The 16,381-nt window shown below is 66.2% G+C and carries 22 protein-coding genes; 4 read left to right on the top strand and 18 right to left on the bottom strand.

Translation table 11 applies throughout. From position 1 onward, the window contains the following. Window positions 1–2 precede the first annotated feature (2 nt). The 17 genes from D0Y60_RS09545 to D0Y60_RS09465 all read right to left on the bottom strand — a co-directional run bounded on the left by D0Y60_RS09545 (window position 3) and on the right by D0Y60_RS09465 (window position 11,631). A complete protein-coding gene (locus D0Y60_RS09545) occupies window positions 3–446 on the bottom strand; it encodes an NlpC/P60 family protein (protein WP_117369150.1) in 444 nt (147 codons plus the stop codon). Further along, a complete protein-coding gene (locus D0Y60_RS09540) occupies window positions 439–1,329 on the bottom strand; it encodes a DUF2163 domain-containing protein (RefSeq protein ID WP_117369148.1) in 891 nt (296 codons plus the stop codon). The genes D0Y60_RS09545 and D0Y60_RS09540 overlap by 8 nt, the downstream gene beginning before the upstream one ends. Continuing rightward, window positions 1,326–1,961: a DUF2460 domain-containing protein gene (locus D0Y60_RS09535; RefSeq protein WP_117369146.1), complete on the bottom strand. Its 636-nt coding sequence runs from the start codon at window positions 1,959–1,961 to the stop codon at window positions 1,326–1,328. Before D0Y60_RS09535 ends, D0Y60_RS09540 begins: the two co-directional genes overlap by 4 nt. 27 nt (window positions 1,962–1,988) lie before the next feature. Further along, window positions 1,989–2,537: a phage tail tape measure protein gene (locus D0Y60_RS09530; RefSeq protein ID WP_117369144.1), complete on the bottom strand. Its 549-nt coding sequence runs from the start codon at window positions 2,535–2,537 to the stop codon at window positions 1,989–1,991. Between the two features lie 3 nt (window positions 2,538–2,540). After that, window positions 2,541–2,744: a rcc01693 family protein gene (locus D0Y60_RS09525; protein WP_281048137.1), complete on the bottom strand. Its 204-nt coding sequence runs from the start codon at window positions 2,742–2,744 to the stop codon at window positions 2,541–2,543. Then, on the bottom strand, window positions 2,741–3,097 hold the full coding sequence (locus D0Y60_RS09520; RefSeq protein WP_117369140.1) for a gene transfer agent family protein: 357 nt from the start codon (window positions 3,095–3,097) through the stop codon (window positions 2,741–2,743). Before D0Y60_RS09520 ends, D0Y60_RS09525 begins: the two co-directional genes overlap by 4 nt. Then, window positions 3,097–3,504, bottom strand: a complete 408-nt coding sequence (locus D0Y60_RS09515; RefSeq protein WP_117369138.1) for a phage major tail protein, TP901-1 family — start codon at window positions 3,502–3,504, stop codon at window positions 3,097–3,099. Before D0Y60_RS09515 ends, D0Y60_RS09520 begins: the two co-directional genes overlap by 1 nt. A 25-nt stretch (window positions 3,505–3,529) precedes the next feature. Beyond that, entirely contained in the window at window positions 3,530–3,931 is a 402-nt protein-coding gene (locus D0Y60_RS09510) for a DUF3168 domain-containing protein (RefSeq protein ID WP_117369136.1), read from the bottom strand. Then, on the bottom strand, window positions 3,928–4,266 hold the full coding sequence (locus tag D0Y60_RS09505; RefSeq protein ID WP_117369133.1) for a phage head closure protein: 339 nt from the start codon (window positions 4,264–4,266) through the stop codon (window positions 3,928–3,930). Before D0Y60_RS09505 ends, D0Y60_RS09510 begins: the two co-directional genes overlap by 4 nt. Continuing rightward, the gene (locus D0Y60_RS09500; protein ID WP_117369131.1) at window positions 4,266–4,835 is read right to left on the bottom strand and encodes a head-tail connector protein; all 570 of its coding nucleotides are present in this window, start codon (window positions 4,833–4,835) and stop codon (window positions 4,266–4,268) included. The genes D0Y60_RS09505 and D0Y60_RS09500 overlap by 1 nt, the downstream gene beginning before the upstream one ends. 110 nt (window positions 4,836–4,945) lie before the next feature. Beyond that, window positions 4,946–6,196, bottom strand: coding sequence for a phage major capsid protein (locus tag D0Y60_RS09495; protein WP_117369129.1), 1,251 nt, complete (start codon window positions 6,194–6,196; stop codon window positions 4,946–4,948). A gap of 14 nt (window positions 6,197–6,210) precedes the next feature. Then, a complete protein-coding gene (locus D0Y60_RS09490; protein WP_117369127.1) occupies window positions 6,211–6,771 on the bottom strand; it encodes an HK97 family phage prohead protease in 561 nt (186 codons plus the stop codon). 88 nt (window positions 6,772–6,859) lie between these two features. Continuing rightward, window positions 6,860–7,168 carry a DUF6107 family protein gene (locus D0Y60_RS09485; protein ID WP_117369123.1) on the bottom strand — a complete coding sequence of 103 codons (309 nt, stop codon included), beginning with the start codon at window positions 7,166–7,168 and terminating at the stop codon, window positions 6,860–6,862. A gap of 381 nt (window positions 7,169–7,549) precedes the next feature. Further along, the gene (locus D0Y60_RS09480; protein WP_117369121.1) at window positions 7,550–8,689 is read right to left on the bottom strand and encodes a phage portal protein; all 1,140 of its coding nucleotides are present in this window, start codon (window positions 8,687–8,689) and stop codon (window positions 7,550–7,552) included. Between the two features lie 209 nt (window positions 8,690–8,898). Then, window positions 8,899–9,510, bottom strand: a complete 612-nt coding sequence (locus D0Y60_RS09475; RefSeq protein WP_117369119.1) for a glycoside hydrolase family 19 protein — start codon at window positions 9,508–9,510, stop codon at window positions 8,899–8,901. Between the two features lie 2 nt (window positions 9,511–9,512). Then, the gene (locus D0Y60_RS09470) at window positions 9,513–10,715 is read right to left on the bottom strand and encodes a terminase family protein (RefSeq protein ID WP_348627854.1); all 1,203 of its coding nucleotides are present in this window, start codon (window positions 10,713–10,715) and stop codon (window positions 9,513–9,515) included. A 370-nt stretch (window positions 10,716–11,085) separates the two neighbouring features. Further along, window positions 11,086–11,631 (bottom strand): hypothetical protein, encoded by a 546-nt coding sequence (locus D0Y60_RS09465; protein WP_117369117.1) that lies wholly within the window; start codon window positions 11,629–11,631, stop codon window positions 11,086–11,088. A gap of 243 nt (window positions 11,632–11,874) precedes the next feature. Here D0Y60_RS09465 and D0Y60_RS09460 point away from each other — a divergent pair, with 243 nt between their 5' ends. Further along, window positions 11,875–12,207 carry an MmcQ/YjbR family DNA-binding protein gene (locus D0Y60_RS09460; RefSeq protein WP_117369115.1) on the top strand — a complete coding sequence of 111 codons (333 nt, stop codon included), beginning with the start codon at window positions 11,875–11,877 and terminating at the stop codon, window positions 12,205–12,207. A 1-nt stretch (window position 12,208) separates the two neighbouring features. Here D0Y60_RS09460 and D0Y60_RS09455 read toward each other — a convergent pair whose 3' ends face one another. Continuing rightward, window positions 12,209–12,694 carry a YcgN family cysteine cluster protein gene (locus D0Y60_RS09455; protein ID WP_117369113.1) on the bottom strand — a complete coding sequence of 162 codons (486 nt, stop codon included), beginning with the start codon at window positions 12,692–12,694 and terminating at the stop codon, window positions 12,209–12,211. Window positions 12,695–12,871: 177 nt separating this feature from the next. Between D0Y60_RS09455 and D0Y60_RS09450 the strand changes: the two genes are divergently transcribed. From D0Y60_RS09450 to D0Y60_RS09440, 3 genes are all read left to right on the top strand, one after another. Continuing rightward, window positions 12,872–15,046, top strand: coding sequence for a transglycosylase domain-containing protein (locus D0Y60_RS09450; RefSeq protein WP_245409137.1), 2,175 nt, complete (start codon window positions 12,872–12,874; stop codon window positions 15,044–15,046). A gap of 194 nt (window positions 15,047–15,240) precedes the next feature. Then, window positions 15,241–15,834, top strand: coding sequence for a DUF1214 domain-containing protein (locus D0Y60_RS09445; RefSeq protein ID WP_117369109.1), 594 nt, complete (start codon window positions 15,241–15,243; stop codon window positions 15,832–15,834). Beyond that, a complete protein-coding gene (locus tag D0Y60_RS09440; protein WP_117369107.1) occupies window positions 15,827–16,375 on the top strand; it encodes a DUF1254 domain-containing protein in 549 nt (182 codons plus the stop codon). The genes D0Y60_RS09445 and D0Y60_RS09440 overlap by 8 nt, the downstream gene beginning before the upstream one ends. Window positions 16,376–16,381 lie beyond the last annotated feature (6 nt).

Raw genomic sequence — 16,381 nt, 5'->3', positions numbered from 1 at the left:
GGTCAGACCATCTCCGGGAAACGAAAAACGCCGGCAATGCGCCGGCGCCAGCAGGGCACGAGGGGCGATTCGATCACAGCCGCCTGCTCATAGGCATGGATGAATCGGTTTTCCGGCGCCGCGATACCGGCATGTTTCGCCGCCACGCCCGTGCGCCAGCGAAAGACCAGCAGATCCCCCGGCCGAAGCGCCGCGACAGGCAAAGCCGGTCCGCAATGCCGCGCGGCCGCCAGAAGCAGTCGCTCCTCACCCGCCCGCTCCGCCCAGTCGGGCGCATAGGGTGCCGGCACCTCCGGTTCGGCGCCGTAAAGCTCCTGCCAGACCCCGCGGATCAGCCCGAGACAATCGCACCCCACGCCCTTCACTGCCCCCTGATGCCGATAGGGTGTGCCGATGAACCCGCGCGCGACGGCAACGACCCGCTCGCCCATTGCCGTCTCATTCATAGAGTGGCCTCCCGTCATGCACGGTGTCGCCATCGGCATAGCCATAGGTGAAATCGCTGCCCGGCATGTGCGGAAAGCCGCGGAAATTCAGCTCGTTGGCAAACTTCGCCTTGCAGGTCGAAAAGCGTTTGTCGCAGCCTGCCGTCACCTGCAGCGCATCGCCTGCGGCAAGCCCCGCCGGCGCCGGCAACCAGAGCACAAGTTCGTCCGCCCCATCCGCCTTGCGGTGGTCCTCGATATCGGCCGAAAGCCCCACCGCAGCCCCGCTTGCCACCGTCAGCACACCGTAGCGAAAGAACCGTTCGGCAAATCCCGAGAGGCCGCCGACCTTCACCCGCATCTCGTCGAGCACGGCCAGCACCGTCGCCGTGGCCCGATAGGCCGGCGCCGAGGCATCGATACCGCAGCTGCTATCCCCGAAAACCGCATCGCAGCGGTGCCCGTAGATACGCCCGCGCACCTGGTCGAGCCCATGCGTCAGCCGCCGCAATTCGGCGCGGAACAGCCCGCCCTCGCGCCTGACCTCGCCCAGCTCCGCCGTGCGCAACAGCAGGCGTTCGGACGTATCCTGCCAGTTGACCGTGAAAACCTCGACCTTCGCCCCGTCATACCGCCCGGCCGCAAGGTCTGCCTCGCGGATCGCCTCGGCGGAAAAGCCGCCGGATAACTCGCCGCTCTCGGCGGCAAGCCCGTTGCCGTCCTCCGCCTCGCTCGCCTCGAAGCCGCTCGCTGCCAGATAGTCCGTACCGTCGAAGGAAAGATTATGGTCATGGTCGGTAAAGCCCAGCACCACGCCGTCGCGCCGTGTCACGCGCCAGGCATGGCAGAGCGTCGTCACCTCGCCGTCGAGATGGGCCTGAAGCCCCGCCTGGATCGTCCTCATGGCTTGATCTCCACAAGCGGAATGGAGGGAATGCGCCCGGCATTGAACTGCGCCAGATCGATATCGATGCGGTCGGTATCGAAGCGCACCGGTACGTCGAATTCGAACCCCGCGCGAATGGCACCCGACGCCGGAACCTTGCCCGGCTTGAAGGTCACGATCCCCGTCGCCGTATCCACCGTGTAGTCGGCCGCCGGCACCGCACTTCCCGCCACCGAAACCACCAACGAACCCGCTACCGGCTTTTCGATTACCCGCACCGTCGCGCCACCCGCATCCGCATAGCGCTTGACCAGCTGGAACGCCGCCGTTACGCCATCCCCCGTGCCGATCTGCTGATCATCCGCCGCCGGGGAGGCCCCCGGCACACCGGACCGGTGATCGACGGGGTCGCGGAACCGGAACCCGTAAAACTGCCCCGCCCGCGCCTCGAAGAAGGCGAGCACGGCATAGAGATCATCGATCGAGCGCACGCCCGATCCCGCATCGTAGCGCCGCCGGGCATCCTGCCAGCGCCGGTTACGGTTTTCCCGCCCATTGGACAGGCTGACGATATCCGTGCGCCGCACCGGCCCGCCGCTGGTGCCGAGCGCGACCCGCAGCGGAAACCGCACCTCATGAAATCCTGCCATCTCAGTCTCCCACAATGAAGCGAGGCGTCACAGACTGCGCTGTCCGCGCCCCACGGCGCGTGTCAGCATGGCCGCGATCTGCCCCTCGGATTTGCGGAAGCTCGCCGCATCCTGCGCCGTCACGTTGAAGACGATGCGTGCGCCCGCGCCCGCCCCCCCTTCTGTGGCCAGGCCAAGCGCGCCGTCCGGCCCGCGTTTCAAAGGCAGGATCGCCTCCGCTCCCGCCTCGCCCATCAGGCCCAGCCCGCCGCCGCTGCCGCCGCCGAAATAGGTCGGCGCCGACACGACACCACCCTTGGCAAAGGGCGTCACACGGCCGAGCAACGCCGAAACGCCGGACGACAGGACACCCTCGAGCGGCTTCAGTCCCGCTGAAAGCGCGATATCGCTCATCCGTCGGGCAAGGCCGGTCAGCACGCCCTCCAGCCCCTTGCCGTCGACGACCGCACCTCTCAATGCGCCCGTCAGCGCCGAGCCGAAGGAGCGCGAACGCGCCTCCAGGTCGTCGAAGATCGTTGAAAGCTGCTCGGCGGTCTGTTTCGTGGTATCAAGCGACCGGTTGTCCGCTTGCGCCATGGTTCACTCCTTCTCGTCGGGAAAAGCCTGCATCAGCGCCGTCAGGTCTTCGCGCCGCGTGGCGGCCGGCAGCGGCCGCAGCAGGCCAAACACATGGGCCAGTTCGCGCGGTGTCATGGCCCAAAAGTCTTTCGCGGGAAGCCGCATCCGGCAAAGCCCGGCATGAAGCACCGCCTCCCAGGGGAAAGCAGTGGCCTCGGCGCTCAGGTCGAATGCGGCACCGGAGGGTTTGCCGCCGCGCCCTCCGCCTCGAATGTCGCCTGAAGCAGTTCAGCCGTGATGCGCGCAAAGCCCGCCAGCCCCTCGGCCACGGCCATGCCCGCCACATCCTCGTCGCTGAACAGATTGCCCGCGCCGCGCAGCCCCGCGCCGATGATGCGGATGAGGTCCTCCGCCTTCAGCCGGCCGGAGGAGAAGCGCTCGGCGAGCCCCGCCATGCTGTCGACGGCAAAGGCCGTCTCCAGTTCGGCAAGCGCGCCCAGCGTCAGGCACAGCACGCGCCGCTCGCCGTCGAGAAAGGCCTCGATCTCGCCGCGCCTCCGGTTTGCCCGCGCACCCATCACAGCGCCCCGAAGGTCAGGGCGCCGGCCGATTCCAGCGCAATCTCGAACAGGATTTCCCCGTCATGCGCGCCGGAATATTCCAATGCCGCCACCTGGAACGGGCCGGAAACCGTGCCGAAATCCGGAATGACGATCTGCCAGTCGCAGATCGTGCCGTTGAAGAACACCGAGCGCACCAGCGCGTCCGATGCCTGATCCTTGAAGATGCCGCTGCCGCTGACGGCCGCGCGCTGCACGCCTGCGCCGCCGAGCAATTCGCGCCAGCGCCCCGCCGAATCCGCGTCCGTCACGTCGACGATCTGCGCGTTGAAAGCCAGCCGCTTCGAGCGAAGGCCGGCGGCGGTCGCAAAGCCCGCCCCGTTCTCGATCTTCAGCAGGAGATCGCGCCCCTTCTGTGCCACCATGATCAGGTTCCTTCCTTGAAAATGTTCAGGTTTCCGGTTCTGTCACCGCGCGAAACTGCATTTCGGCGCGGTGGAAGCGGTCGTCTCGGGTCAGGCGCGTCTCGCGATGGAAAAGCAGCACAAGGCGATGTCCTGCGAGACTGAGTGCCGCGTCATGCAGCGCGGCGCGCACGGCAGCGGCAATCGTCTGGCCCTGCCGGTTCCCGGCCGCCTCGGACCAGACCTCCAGCGTGACGACGTGTTCCTCGCCCGGCTCCGTCGCCGTCGAATGGTCCGCGCTGTCGATGCCCGCGATCACGATGAGCGGCGCGGTTGGCGTCGTCAGCCGCCGGTCGGTGATCGCATTGCCGCCGATCAGCGCCGTCAGCGCCACGTCGCCCGAGAGACGCGCGAAGATCGCCTTCTGCAGAGCCGATGCCGCACTCATGGCTTGATCTCCCCGCAGTCGCAAAGCGTATAGCGCCCGGTCTCGTCCGGATCGCGGAAACTATGGATGGAAAAGAGGCGCACGCCCTTGCGCAGCCGCATGCCGCCGGACAGATCGGTCCGCCGCCGCAGCCAGATGCGGTGCGTCACCGTCACCGGCAGGGTGCCGGCCGCCTCCTCCGCGCGCGCCGAGACCGGCTCGATACGCGCCCAGAGCGTTGCCAGCGCCGAAAAGCTCTGCGTGACGCCACCCTGCCCGTCCGGCGCCTCGACGGGCCGCTCCAGCACGAGCCGGGTCGAAAACGCGCCGGGATCGATCGTTCTCTCGCGTGCCATCACAGCCTCCGCTGGCAATGCGGCGCGATTAGCCGCTCGTAGCCCTGTGGCACCGCGCCCGGCTGATCGTCGAGCGAGAGCACGCCGCGCAGCTCGAACATCGCCGCGACATGCAGCGTGAGCGCCCGTTTCAGCGTGTCCGGCACATCCGCGCCGCTCTCGCCGAAGCCGGCGGTAAAATCGATCTCGATGCCGTTCAGCGCCCGCTCGGTCGCCCGCCGTTCCGGCAGAACCAGCCGCGCCGGCCGTGCCGCGCCGTCCAGCACATAGCCTGCCGTATCGAGTTCGACCGGCGCGCCGGATGAATCGTAAACCGTCACGATCTCAATAGTTTGCACCGGCCCCCTGGCAATCTGAATCACCCGCCCCTCCGGCCAGTCGTCGAGATAGAGGCGCAGCAGCCGGGAAATCAGGCAAAGCCCCGTCTGGCTTTCGAGATGGAGGCGCGCCGTGTGGATCAGCGCCGTCAGCAGCGTGTCCTCCTCGGTCGTCTCCAGGCGCAGATGCGCCTTCACCTCCGCAAGCGTGACCGGCTCGACGTCGGGCGGCAAAAGTTCGGTAATGGTCATGGGATCCTGTCCGATGGGAGGAGGATGCGGGCGCGGCCGGGAGGAAAACCGCGCCCGCGGCACCGGCGTCAGGGAAAGCTGCCGTTGCAGGAGAAAGAATCGCGGAAAGCTCAGCTCACCGCGAACTTCACCAGCTTGATCGCCTCGAAATTCTGCACCCCGCCGCCGACGCGCTTGGTCGTGTAGAACAGCACATAGGGCTTGGCGGAATAGGGATCGCGCAGCACGCGCACGCCCGTGCGGTCGACCACGAGATAGCCGGCACGGAAGTCGCCGAAGGCGACGGAGAAGCTGTCGGCGGCGATATCCGGCATGTCCTCGGCTTCCGCGATGCCGAAGCCCAGCAGCGAGGCCGCCTGGCCGGCCGTTGCCGGCGGACGCCAGAGATAGTTGCCGTCGGCATCCTTGAACTTGCGGATCTGCGCCTGCGTCTTGCGGTTCATGACGAAATTGGCGTTCTGGCGATAGCCCGCCTTCAGCGCATAGATCGTGTCGAGCAGCGTGTCGGAGGGGTTGCTCGCCTTGAACGCGCCCGCCGCACCCGAGGCGATGTAGCCGATATTGCCCCAGGTCCAACCGGCATCGGCGACGGTGGTATAGGAGAGGCAGCCCTTCGGCTTGTTGGTGCCGTCGCCGGTAATGAAGGCCGTGCCCTCCTGCTCGGCGAAGACGATGTCGACTTCCGAAGCGATCCAGCTTTCGACATCCACCGCCGCATCGTCGAGCAGCGCCGAGGTCGCCGCCGGCATGGCGTAGAGTTCCATGGTCGGGAAGGAGAGTTCGGCGAGCTGCGCATTGCTGGTCTGCGGCCGCGATGCCGTCTCCGCCACCCAGCCGGCGGCCATGCCCGAGGTCGTAAAGGGCTTCTTAAGCACCGTGCCCGAAACCTGCCGCACCGTCGCAAGTGCCCGGATCGGCGAGACCGTGGAAAGCCGACGGCCGATATCGGTATCCGTTTCCGGCGGCACGAGGTAGCCGCCATCGGCGGCCGAGCCGACGGACATCGCCTTCTCTTCCAGCGCCCGCAGCGCGCTTTCGTCGCCGCGGCGCATATAGGCGGAAAAGGCCGCCTTGTGCTCGGCCGCCTCCAGATTGACCGCCCCGCTGCCGCCGAGCGCCGGGCGCGCCTTCTTCAACGCCAGCTGGTCAAGCACACGCTTGTGGTCGTCCATGGCGCGGTTGATGCGGTCGACCTTCTCGCGCGTCACCACGTCGGCGGTCAGTTTCTGCTCGATCTCGCCGAGCCTGATATCGTTGGTCTCCTTGAAGGCCTCGAAGGCCTGCATGAAGTCGTCGAAAGCGGCGGTCATCGTTTCCGGCACGGCCTTGATTTCCGGCGCGGTTTTGCTGGTATCCGTCATGCGTGTCGTCTCCGTTAGCGTTTCATCATCATCCGGGCCGCCCGGCGCATGGTGCGCACGAGCTCCGTTTCCTTGTCGCGGAACCACCGCGCATTCTTCACGTTCGACACCCGCGCCGAAGGCAGCATCGGAAAGGTGACGATCGAGATTTCCCAGAGATCGGCTTCGAGGATGCGGCGCACGCCGCTCACCCGGTCGGTGCGCGAGCGCACCGTCTGGAAGCCGATAGAGAGCCCGTCGAGCGCGCCCGATTTCATGAGGTTCAGCACCTCGCGAGCCCGTGCCACACCGGGCGACAGCACGCCCTCGACATAGAGCCCGCGCGCATCCTCGCGGATGGTGCGCCAGCGCCCGATGGGCTCGGCCGGATCGTGCTGGAAGAGCATGCGCACGCCTGCGGGTCCGCGTTTTTCCAGCGAGCGCCCGAAAGCGCCGGGCGCGATCGCATCCTTGCCGAGGTCCACCTCGCCGAAGAGGCTGGCATAGCCGGAAAACACGCCGTCGCCGGAGACGCCCGCAAGCGTCAGATCGGCATACTTTTTCGTCCGCCAGACCGGCAGGTCGGTGGTTGTCATAGATATCTCCGATGTCTGGATTGGGCGAACGGATGGACGGCGCCAGCCGGCGCCGCCCCTCCTTCGCGACTTGCTTGTGGCGCGGCTGCTACTGCCGCATCCGCTCGGCCATGCGCGCCAGCACGCCGAGCCCCCACCAGGCGGAAAGGCTTGCGGCCGCCGATCCCGTCAGCAGCATTTCCGCCGGCCCGAGATAGCCGGCAATGCCGAACCGGACCGCGATCCAAAGCCCCGCCGGCCCGCCGAAGACAAGACCGCAGGCAAGCCCGGTCAAGAACCGGCATCCCGCCTCGCGGCGGCTTTTCGGCAGAAGATAGATGAGAGACACGGCAGCGCCCGCCGACGCGCCGACCAGCCGGGCCGTCCAAAGCCCGCCGTCGTTTCCGAAGTCAGCCATTGTTAAGCCTTTCCGTTTATTATGGAAATCGAGACATACAGGCCACAGGCGGCGGCACAGGCCCTGTTTCACCCCGAGTCAGACCTCGCCATTCCTTGAGTCTTTTGAATTCTTTACGCCCGATGGCTCGCAAAGAGATTCAACGCCTTCAAAAGGCGATTCCGCTTATGACCGGAATGATTCAAGCTGAATGGACAACCCATTGTTTTCCAGCCGCTTTTCGACAAAGGGCGTCCAGCTGGCGGTACCACACGCGCCCACCCCCAAAACTAGCCGGTTGACGTGCCCTCAGGTGCAAAAATAGTTTCCTACAACCGCCATGATGGCGGCCAGCAGTCCGTTGTCGCTTCGGCTCGGACTGCGCCCCTTGTGCACTGTAAGTCAGTATCCGACGGCGCTGCGCTTCTCGTCCTCGCTGAGGAACGTCGCCGCCCCCACCCGCGCCCAGAGCTCCGAGCGCTCCGCTGCAAGCCCGCTCACCTGGTCGAGATCCGGCACCAGCCGCAGCGCGCTGTCGCTGTCCTCATCGAGCCATCCCGCGAAGGCCGCCGCCGTGCGGCTCACCAGCGGCAGAACGGTCAACCGCCAGAAGGCACGATTGGCCTCCTGATAATTGGCATAGGTCGCATCGCCGGGAATGCCGATCAGCATGGGTGGCACGCCGAAGGCAAGCGCGATGTCACGCGCTGCACCGTTCTTCGCCTCGACGAAATCCATCTCGCGCGGCGAAAGCCCCATCGCCTTCCAGTCGAGCCCGCCTTCCAGCAGCATCGGCCGGCCCGCCCGCGCCGGGCCGGAATAGCCCTCCTCCAGCTCGCTTTTCAGCCGGTCGTATTGGTCGGGCGTCAGGTTGCCGCCCTCCTTCGGCTGATAGACGAGCGCGCCTGACGGCCGCGCCGAATTGTCGAGCAGCGCCTTGTTCCAGATCGCTGCCGCATTGGAGAGATCGAGCGCCATCGAGGCCGCCTCGAGCGGCGCGAACCCCAGCTGGTCGTCGAGCGGATGAAACAGCCTGAGATGCAGGATCGCCTGCCCTTCGCCCGCAGCATGCCGGCGGACGTGGTTGCCCGTGCGGTATTCATAAGCCTCCGGCCAGCCGTCCCGCCCCTCGACGATGCGCACCCGGTCGGGTCTCAGGAGATGCAGCTCGCGCAACTCCTCTCCCACCTGCACGCCCTCGACGAAGGCATTCCCGGAAAGCAGCAGATGCCCATAGAGCATCTCGAAGAAATCCGTGCCCGCCATGCGCCCGTTCGGCCGCCGCAGCAGCGCGAGCGCAGTCGCGTCCGGCCGCTCCGCCTCACCGTCATAGGCAAGCCAGGGCACGGAAGCGGCCGCCTCCGCGATCATGCGCACCGCCCGGTGCGCCACCGGGTTCTTCATGAAGCCCTCGCGCGACAGGGAGGCATAGGAACGGCTCGACCAGTGCGCCCGGCCCTCGGCCGTCAGCGCGAAAAAGCCCGACGCCTTGGTTTCCGCAGGCACTGGACGCCGCCGGGAGAGGAAAGATGGGAGTTTCATGATGTCCTCGGTTTGTCGGATGTGAAAAACACCGTGGGCGCAGCACCCGTGGCGTGGATCCTCGGCTCAAGGCCGAGGATGACAGTGGGGAAGCTTGGCCTTCCGGCTTCTTGAGCAGATCGGCACAGGAGACGTCGCAGTGATGCGCGGACGTCTCTTCTTTCGTCATCCTCGGCCTTGAGCCGAGGATCCACACCACGTCCACCGCGCTACCCGCCCAGCGCCGCGAAAAACGCCCGCCCGTACCCCGCCACGCGCTCGGCCCTATCCGGCCCATTGATGATACGCCGCGCGCCCACCCAATCCGCCCGGCCCGCCGAAAAATGATCCGCCAGCCGCCGCCCCGTGAAGGCCCCGCGCAGCATGCCGACGAAGAGGATCTCCACCGAAACCGCCATCTCCATCGCCCGCTCCGGCCGCGCGACGAGGTCGATGCCCGTCAGCGCCGAAAGCCGGTCGTAATTGCGCCGATGCGTGATCTGCACCAGCCCGCGCCCGAGCCAGCTGTGTCCTGCCGCATCGCGCCGCCAATAGGGTTCGGAAACCTGCGGCAGTTTCCCGGTCGCAAACGCCCGGTCGAGCCGGCCGATCGCGACCTCGTCCGTTGCGGCAAAGGTTTCGCGCACCGGCTGCAGACGCCCGCCGGTCTCGTGATGCGCCGTCGCCAGCATATAGGCGAGGAAGCGCCGGTCTTTTGTCTCGCTGCCCGCCTCGAAGCGGTCGAGCAAGGCCGTCAGCCCGGCGACCTGCGTTTCCGCCAAGCGCCCGCCATAAAGCGCGCCGCGCACGCCATCGAAAAAGACCTTGCGATCGATTGCCATCGTCAAATCCCCCGCACCCTCGGTTCACCCTGCCGGTCGAGCACCAACGCCGTCAGCGCCCAGACCAGCGCGTCGAGCCGGTCCGGCGAGCGGCCCGCGGAAAGCCCGTCCGGGCCGAAATCGCACATCTGGTCTTCCAGCTCGGCAAAGGCGCCGGCATGCGCCACGCGCCCCTGTTCGTAGAGCGCCGCCACCGGCTCGGCGCGCAGAAACTTGCCGCGCGTCGCCCGCACCGTGCTGACCGGCAGGTCGGCTTCCACGCTCTTCAGCATGGCCGTCACCATGTCGCCGCCCTGGTTGATTTCCGCCACCACCCGGTCCGCATCGAACCGCCGGAAGGCGCGCACCACCGCACCCGCCCAGCCGGCCGGGCTCGCGCCCGTCACGGAACAGTCTGCCAGCACCACCGCGCATCCAGTACCATCCAGCCCCGCCACCACGATGCCGCAGACCGAAGCCGCCGACGCCGTTGCCGGCGGATCGACCGCCACAACGATTCGCGACAGCGGCCCGGCATGGCGCACGCGGATCGCCTCCAGCCGCGCCCGGCTCCACAGCGCATCCTCGCGGTCGGCGATCAGCTCGCCGTCGAGCTCCTGCCGCCCGAGCCGCGTGCCGCCATAGCGGTCGGCCATGGCGGCGATGAAGCCGGGCGAGAGGTTTTGCGCATTGTCATCGGTTCGGATGCACCGCACCGCCGTCCTGGGATCGGCCGCCAGCGCCCGAAGCAGCGGCACCGGCCGCGGCGTCGTCGTCACCAGCACGCGGGGCATCGCCCCGAGACGCAGGCCGAATTGCAGCATGTCCCAGGTCTCCTGCGCATGTTTCCATTTGCCGATTTCGTCGCACCAGGCGAAATGAAACTGCGGCCCGCGCAAACTCTCCGGATCCTCGGAGGAAAAAATCTGGGCAATCGAGCCGTTCGGCCAGACCAACCGCCGGCGCGAGGCTTCGAATTCCGGCCGGGCGCGCCCGGCGATCCGGCAGATGCCCGAGACGCCGTCGATCATCACCTCGCGCCCGTCGCCCAGCGTTTCCGCCACCAGCGCGATGCGCAGATCCGGTGCGGAAAGCGCGAGCGCCTGCACCCATTCCGCTCCCGCCCGCGTCTTGCCCGAGCCGCGCCCGCCCATCAGCAGCCACACCCGCCAATCACCGGGCGGCGGCATCTGCGCGAGCCGGCCGGTGAAATGCCAGCGGTTCAATTGCCGACGATGGCGAGGTCTCACATCCGCGGACTTGAGGCCACCCGCCAGGCCGTTGGCAGAAGGCCCAAGCCTCTTGCCGATCTCCCCCACAAAGGGGGAGATAGGTTGAGGGACACCCGTCGCCTGTGTTCCCTCTCCAACAGTGCCAAAGGTTAAGCCCCTTCCCCCTGTGGGGAGGGGTTGGGGAGGGGTCTTCGCACCACCCCGCCCCCCATCCGCCTTGCCGTTCTCAATCTGCGCGGCCAACTCATCCGCGATCCGCAGCAATTCGTGCCCTCGGGCCTGCTTGATCATCCTGAAACCTGCGGCCATCCCGTGCATCTGCTTGTCGAATGTCTTGCCGACCGCCGCGCAGGCCCGCCGCGCCCTACGGTCCGTTTTCCATTCGCGCGGCAGCATCCCCGCCAATCCCGGCTTCTCGCCGCCAGCCTTCCCTCGCCGCATCCAACCGTTCCTTCACGCGCGTCTCGACCAGCTGGTCGAATTTCGCCACCAGCGCCGCCTCGTCTTCCGGCTCGCCACGGGCGGCTTCCACCTCTGAGCGTTCCGAAATCAGCGTGCGTTGCAGGCTGTCGATCTTTTCCAGCGTGCGCACGATCAGCGACACCGCCTCGATGGCCGCCTTGGCGTCGCTCTGCGCGAGCTTTCGCGAGGCCTCGTCTTCGGCACCGGCAGCATCCTGCTCGGCCAGAACCTTCTGGCTCTGGAAGCGCTGGAACCGCTCGCGCAGCTCCTTCGTCATCTCCAGAAGCATCGCCTGCATGTCGAGAAAGGGATCGAGCGGCCCATCCGCCTTGGTATCGAGCACCAGCGCCGCCGCGCCCGCGAAATCCACCCGCCGCCCGCCAAGCCCGTCATACACCGCCGGCTCCGGCGAGAGGCCGAATAGCTGAAGATCGATCGCCGCGTCCATCGCAAACCCCAAACAAAAAGGCGCCCGGTTCAAAGAACCCGGCGCCTGTCAATATATTCCCAAAAAATCCGAACCCGGCAGAAACCACCGATCCGAAGGGTCGCCTGGAAAATCAGGCGATCTCGCCGCCCGCACCTTTCCGACTGTGCCTTAATCCTAGCAAACGACCGTCACACCGTCAAGGACTATTTTCCTATTTAGCAAAATCTTTTGCGGAGCCGCGAAGAGTGCTACTCTTTCGCCATGACCTCGGACGATCTCATCGCGATCGCGCTCGGCATGCCGGGGACGCGGGAAAGTGCCCATTTCGGGAAGCGCGACTTCCGGGTGGGCGAGAAGATTTTCATGTCCCTGCCGCAGGCCGGCCGCGCGGTGCTGAAGCTGACGCCCGGCCAGCAGGCCATGGTTGTGGAAACCGATCCGGGGCTATGCGCGCCCGTGCCGGGCGGCTGGGGTGCCAAGGGCTGGACATCGCTTTATTTCGACAGCGCCGACGACGAGCGGGTGCGCGATCTCATCGGCACCGCCTGGCGCAATGTCGCACCGAAGGCCCTGGTCACCGCGACGATGAACTGAGCTACTTCTCTCCGCCCACTTCCATCGGCCAGGTCACGAGATAGTCCTCGTAATCCTCGATATCGATGCCCTCTTCGCTGATCGTGCGCCCGCGCGCCGAAATGCCGGCCTGATGCACCGTGTCGGGGTCGCCCGAGACCAGCGGATGCCACCAGTAGAGGTCATGCCCGTCGCGGATGAGGCGATAGCCGCAGGTCGGCGGCAGCCAGGAGATCTTTTCCACGCTTTCCACCGTCAGGCGGATACAGTCGGGCACCGTGGCCTGCCGGTTCTCGTAGTCCTTGCAGCGACAGCTCTCGCCGTCGAGCAGCACGCAGCGGATGGAGGTCCAGGCGATCTCGCCGGTATCCCAGTCTTCCAGCTTGTTGAGACAACAGAGCCCGCAGCCGTCACACAGGCTTTCCCATTCGCCATCCGTCATCTCGGCGATCGTCTTCGTCTTCCAGAAAGGAAGGTCGGCGGGGTCCTGCAAGGTGTTTGTCGTCATGCGAGACCCCTGAACCTCTTGCCGTGAAAGGTCAACCCTCACCCCCGGTAACCGTACCCGGCAAAATCCGTTCTGCTGCCTTCAAAAGACTGCTATCGTCCCTGAATAGGACAGGATCAGAAGACGTTAACCGGACGCGGGCAGGCTGCGGCCTGTCCCTAGATAAGGTTATTGAGCGTGGAAGACGAAAGCCCCAAGCCGCAAAAACCGCGCCGCCGCAAGCGGCACATTTTCCTGCGCCTCGATTCCTGGATCGATTCCACGGTCTGGAATGCCGGTTTTCGCGCGGCCGAAATCTGGGAGGAGATCACCATCTTCTTCCGCCGCTTCCAGGTAAAGGGCTGGAAGAAGGCTGTCTTCGAGATCGTCGGCGAAGGCATGAATCTCGGCACCGCCGGCTTCGTCCTGCTGCTCGCGCTGGCTCTGCCCGCCTTCGAGGAGACCAAGGGCGACTGGCGCGCGCAGAGCGACTTCGCCGTCACCTTCCTCGACCGCTACGGTAACGAGATCGGCCACCGCGGCATCATCCACGAGGATTCCGTGCCGATCGACGAGCTGCCCGATCACCTGATCAAGGCGGTGCTCGCCACAGAGGACCGCCGCTTCTTCAGCCATTTCGGCATCGATTTCCTCGGGCTTGCCCGCGCCATGAACGAGAATGCGCGCGCCGGTGGCGTCGTGCAGGGCGGCTCCACGCTCACCCAGCAGCTGGCCAAGAACCTCTTCCTCTCCAACGAGCGGACCTTCGAGCGCAAGATCAAGGAAGCCTTCCTCGCGCTCTGGCTCGAGGCGAACCTCTCCAAGAAGGAAATCCTGCGCCTCTATCTCGACCGCGCCTATATGGGCGGCGGCACCTTCGGCGCGGCTGCGGCGGCGCAGTTCTATTTCGGCAAGAACGTCACGGATGTGAATCTGGCCGAATCCGCCATGCTCGCCGGCCTGTTCAAGGCCCCGGCCCGCTATGCGCCCCACGTCAACCTGCCCGCCGCGCGCGCCCGCGCCAACGAAGTGCTGACCAATCTCGTGCAGGGCGGGCTGATGACCGAGGGCCAGGTGATCGCCGCACGGCGCAATCCCGCGAGCGTCATCGACCGCAACGAGAAGGCCGCACCCGATTTCTTCCTCGACTGGGCCTTCGACGAGGTGCAGCGCATCGCAAAACCCTTCGCCCAGCATTCCCTCGTCGTGCGCACCACCATCGACATGGGCCTGCAGGCCGCCGCCGAGGAGTCGGTGGAAAGCGGCCTGCGCCAGTATGGCGAGAGCTACCGGGTCAAGCAGGGCGCGCTTGTGATGATCGAGAACGGCGGCGCCGTGCGCGCCATGGTCGGCGGGCGCGATTACGGCGAGAGCCAGTTCAACCGCGCCACCCGGGCGCTGCGCCAACCAGGCTCGTCCTTCAAGGCCTATACCTATGCGGCCGCCATGGAATCCGGCATGACGCCCGAGACGACCATCGTCGATGCCCCGATCAGCTGGGGCGGCTGGTCGCCGCAAAATTACGGCCGCAGCTTCGCCGGCCGCATGACGCTGATGACGGCGATGGCGAAATCGATCAACTCGGTGCCGGTGCGGCTTGCCAAGGAAAAGCTCGGCACCAAGCGCATCGCGCAGCTCGCCAAGGAGATGGGCGTTGAGACGCCCATCCGCACCGACAAAACCATGCCGCTCGGCACATCGGAAGTCACTGTCATGGATCAGGCCACCGCCTATGCCGTCTTCCCGGCCGGCGGCGTGCAGTCGCGCCGCCACGGCATCAGCCAGATCCTCAATTACGACGGCGATATCCTCTACGATTTTTCGCGCGACGAACCGCCGGCCAAGCGCATCCTGTCGGAAGAGGCGGATTCATCGATGAACCGCATCTTTGTGACCATCCCGGTCAACGGCACGGCACGCCGTGGCGCGCTCGACCGCGGCATCGTCTCGGGCGGCAAGACGGGCACGACCCAAGCCTACCGCGACGCCTGGTACGTCGGCTTCACCGGCAATTACACGGCCGCCGTCTGGTTCGGCAACGACGACTATACCTCGACCAACAACATGACCGGCGGCTCGCTGCCCGCCATGACCTTCAAGCGTCTGATGGACTATGCCCATCAGGGCATCGAGCTTCGTCCCATTCCCGGCATCGAGAACCCGCTGCCCGACGGCACCAAGGCGACGGAGGTCGCGGCGACGACGACGGACGAGGCCAATCCCCTGCCCGCGCTGGTGCGTCCCCGTTCGCTCTCCACCGATGTCACCAAACTCCTGAAGGATGTTGCCCGCCAGTTGAACGAGGCCAAGCCGCTCAAGGCCGATGGCCGGGTGGCCGCGCTTGACGCGGCTCCGGTCAACCGGACAGAGTAACCGATAGAGCGTTTGCGCGTTTCTCCGAATCGCAAAACCGCTCTATCTCTTCTTTTCAATGCGATTCCGGACGCAAAACCGCTTCACACTTTTGGTGGAATTGCTTTAGGATTCTGTTTTTGCCGCATTGTCCGACGCCGAAGCAAACTTGCTTCGGCTGGAAATGCTCTCGCTGATTCAAACGGTCGATTGCCTTGTTCCGAACCCCCCTCGTCATCGCCACCGCGCTCGCCGTCGCCTTCGGGCTCGGCATCCTGAGCTCGATCTATGCGCTCAGGGCGACCGTCGGCTTCGGCGCCATCGCGCTCGGCCCCTGGACCGCCTTCCCGAGCGCACAGACGATCGACGCCGATCCCTATGCCAAGGCGCACCGCGCCCGTGACGGCAAGCTTCTGCTCGGCGGCGCCGAGGGCCTGACCTTCACCGCCGCCACCGACAGCGACAATCGCAGCCTTTCGGAAAACTGCCGTTACGAGATCAAGGGCATCACGCCGCCCGCCCGCCTCTGGACGCTGCACGCCGCCGACCGCAACGGCAATCCGCTGCTGGGCACACGCCCGGGCCTGCCGGATGGGGTGAACGCCTGGTCGGTGCTGCGCAATGCCGACAGCAGCTTCTCGATCCGCATCGCCTCGACGGCGACCTCCGGCAACTGGCTTGCGGTGCCAGAAGGAAGGGCGCCGTTCCTGCTCGTCATGACGCTGCTCGACACGCCGACCGCCGGCAGTTCCGGCGTCATCGACCTTGCCATGCCCGGCATATCAAGGCTGGACTGCACCGATGCGTAGCGTCCTCTATGCCATCGCCATCGGCCTTGTCGGCGCGGCCCTGCTGCATATCGTCATCATCCTCTCGCTGCCGAGCTTTACCGGCCGCGACGCCTATACGCGCGTCCAGACCTTCGGCGAGAACAACCGCTTCTTCCCGCTCGCCAGCGTCGGCGATACGCTGGCACCGCTCAACGACGACCCGGCGATGAAGACCGCCGTCTGCACTTTCTCCGTCGAAAACGGCCCGGTCCGCCTTTTCGCCGATAGCGAGGTGCCCTTCTGGTCACTCGCCGTCTATGACGATGCCTCCAACGAGGTGTTCAGCATGAACGATCGCACATCCGTCTCCGGCGCGCTCGACACGCTGATCGCCACGCCCATCCAGCTCATCGGCATCCGCAAGGCCGTGCCGCCGGAACTGGAACAGTCGATCCTCGTGGAAATGCGCGGCACCGAAGGCTACGCCGTTCTGCGCACCTTCGTGCCCACCGCCAGCCGCCAACCCGCCGCCGTCGGCTTCCTCGCCGACGCCAGCTGCGAGACCTTCGTGCCGAACTGATCGCAC

The sequence above is a fragment of the Shinella sp. WSJ-2 genome (assembly GCF_003432075.1).
Taxonomy (GTDB): Bacteria; Pseudomonadota; Alphaproteobacteria; order Rhizobiales; family Rhizobiaceae; genus Shinella.
This window is presented reverse-complemented; position numbering and strand designations above follow the sequence as displayed.

Bases quoted from the DNA above. Each gene is read 5' to 3' on its own strand.
- D0Y60_RS09545 (WP_117369150.1), bottom strand. From the start codon at position 446: ATGAATGAGACGGCAATGGGCGAGCGGGTCGTTGCCGTCGCGCGCGGG.
- D0Y60_RS09540 (WP_117369148.1), bottom strand. From the start codon at position 1,329: ATGAGGACGATCCAGGCGGGGCTTCAGGCCCATCTCGACGGCGAGGTG.
- D0Y60_RS09535 (WP_117369146.1), bottom strand. From the start codon at position 1,961: ATGGCAGGATTTCATGAGGTGCGGTTTCCGCTGCGGGTCGCGCTCGGC.
- D0Y60_RS09530 (WP_117369144.1), bottom strand. From the start codon at position 2,537: ATGGCGCAAGCGGACAACCGGTCGCTTGATACCACGAAACAGACCGCC.
- D0Y60_RS09520 (WP_117369140.1), bottom strand. From the start codon at position 3,097: ATGGGTGCGCGGGCAAACCGGAGGCGCGGCGAGATCGAGGCCTTTCTC.
- D0Y60_RS09515 (WP_117369138.1), bottom strand. From the start codon at position 3,504: ATGGTGGCACAGAAGGGGCGCGATCTCCTGCTGAAGATCGAGAACGGG.
- D0Y60_RS09510 (WP_117369136.1), bottom strand. From the start codon at position 3,931: ATGAGTGCGGCATCGGCTCTGCAGAAGGCGATCTTCGCGCGTCTCTCG.
- D0Y60_RS09505 (WP_117369133.1), bottom strand. From the start codon at position 4,266: ATGGCACGCGAGAGAACGATCGATCCCGGCGCGTTTTCGACCCGGCTC.
- D0Y60_RS09500 (WP_117369131.1), bottom strand. From the start codon at position 4,835: ATGACCATTACCGAACTTTTGCCGCCCGACGTCGAGCCGGTCACGCTT.
- D0Y60_RS09495 (WP_117369129.1), bottom strand. From the start codon at position 6,196: ATGACGGATACCAGCAAAACCGCGCCGGAAATCAAGGCCGTGCCGGAA.
- D0Y60_RS09490 (WP_117369127.1), bottom strand. From the start codon at position 6,771: ATGACAACCACCGACCTGCCGGTCTGGCGGACGAAAAAGTATGCCGAT.
- D0Y60_RS09485 (WP_117369123.1), bottom strand. From the start codon at position 7,168: ATGGCTGACTTCGGAAACGACGGCGGGCTTTGGACGGCCCGGCTGGTC.
- D0Y60_RS09480 (WP_117369121.1), bottom strand. From the start codon at position 8,689: ATGAAACTCCCATCTTTCCTCTCCCGGCGGCGTCCAGTGCCTGCGGAA.
- D0Y60_RS09475 (WP_117369119.1), bottom strand. From the start codon at position 9,510: ATGGCAATCGATCGCAAGGTCTTTTTCGATGGCGTGCGCGGCGCGCTT.
- D0Y60_RS09465 (WP_117369117.1), bottom strand. From the start codon at position 11,631: ATGGACGCGGCGATCGATCTTCAGCTATTCGGCCTCTCGCCGGAGCCG.
- D0Y60_RS09460 (WP_117369115.1), top strand. From the start codon at position 11,875: ATGACCTCGGACGATCTCATCGCGATCGCGCTCGGCATGCCGGGGACG.
- D0Y60_RS09455 (WP_117369113.1), bottom strand. From the start codon at position 12,694: ATGACGACAAACACCTTGCAGGACCCCGCCGACCTTCCTTTCTGGAAG.
- D0Y60_RS09440 (WP_117369107.1), top strand. From the start codon at position 15,827: ATGCGTAGCGTCCTCTATGCCATCGCCATCGGCCTTGTCGGCGCGGCC.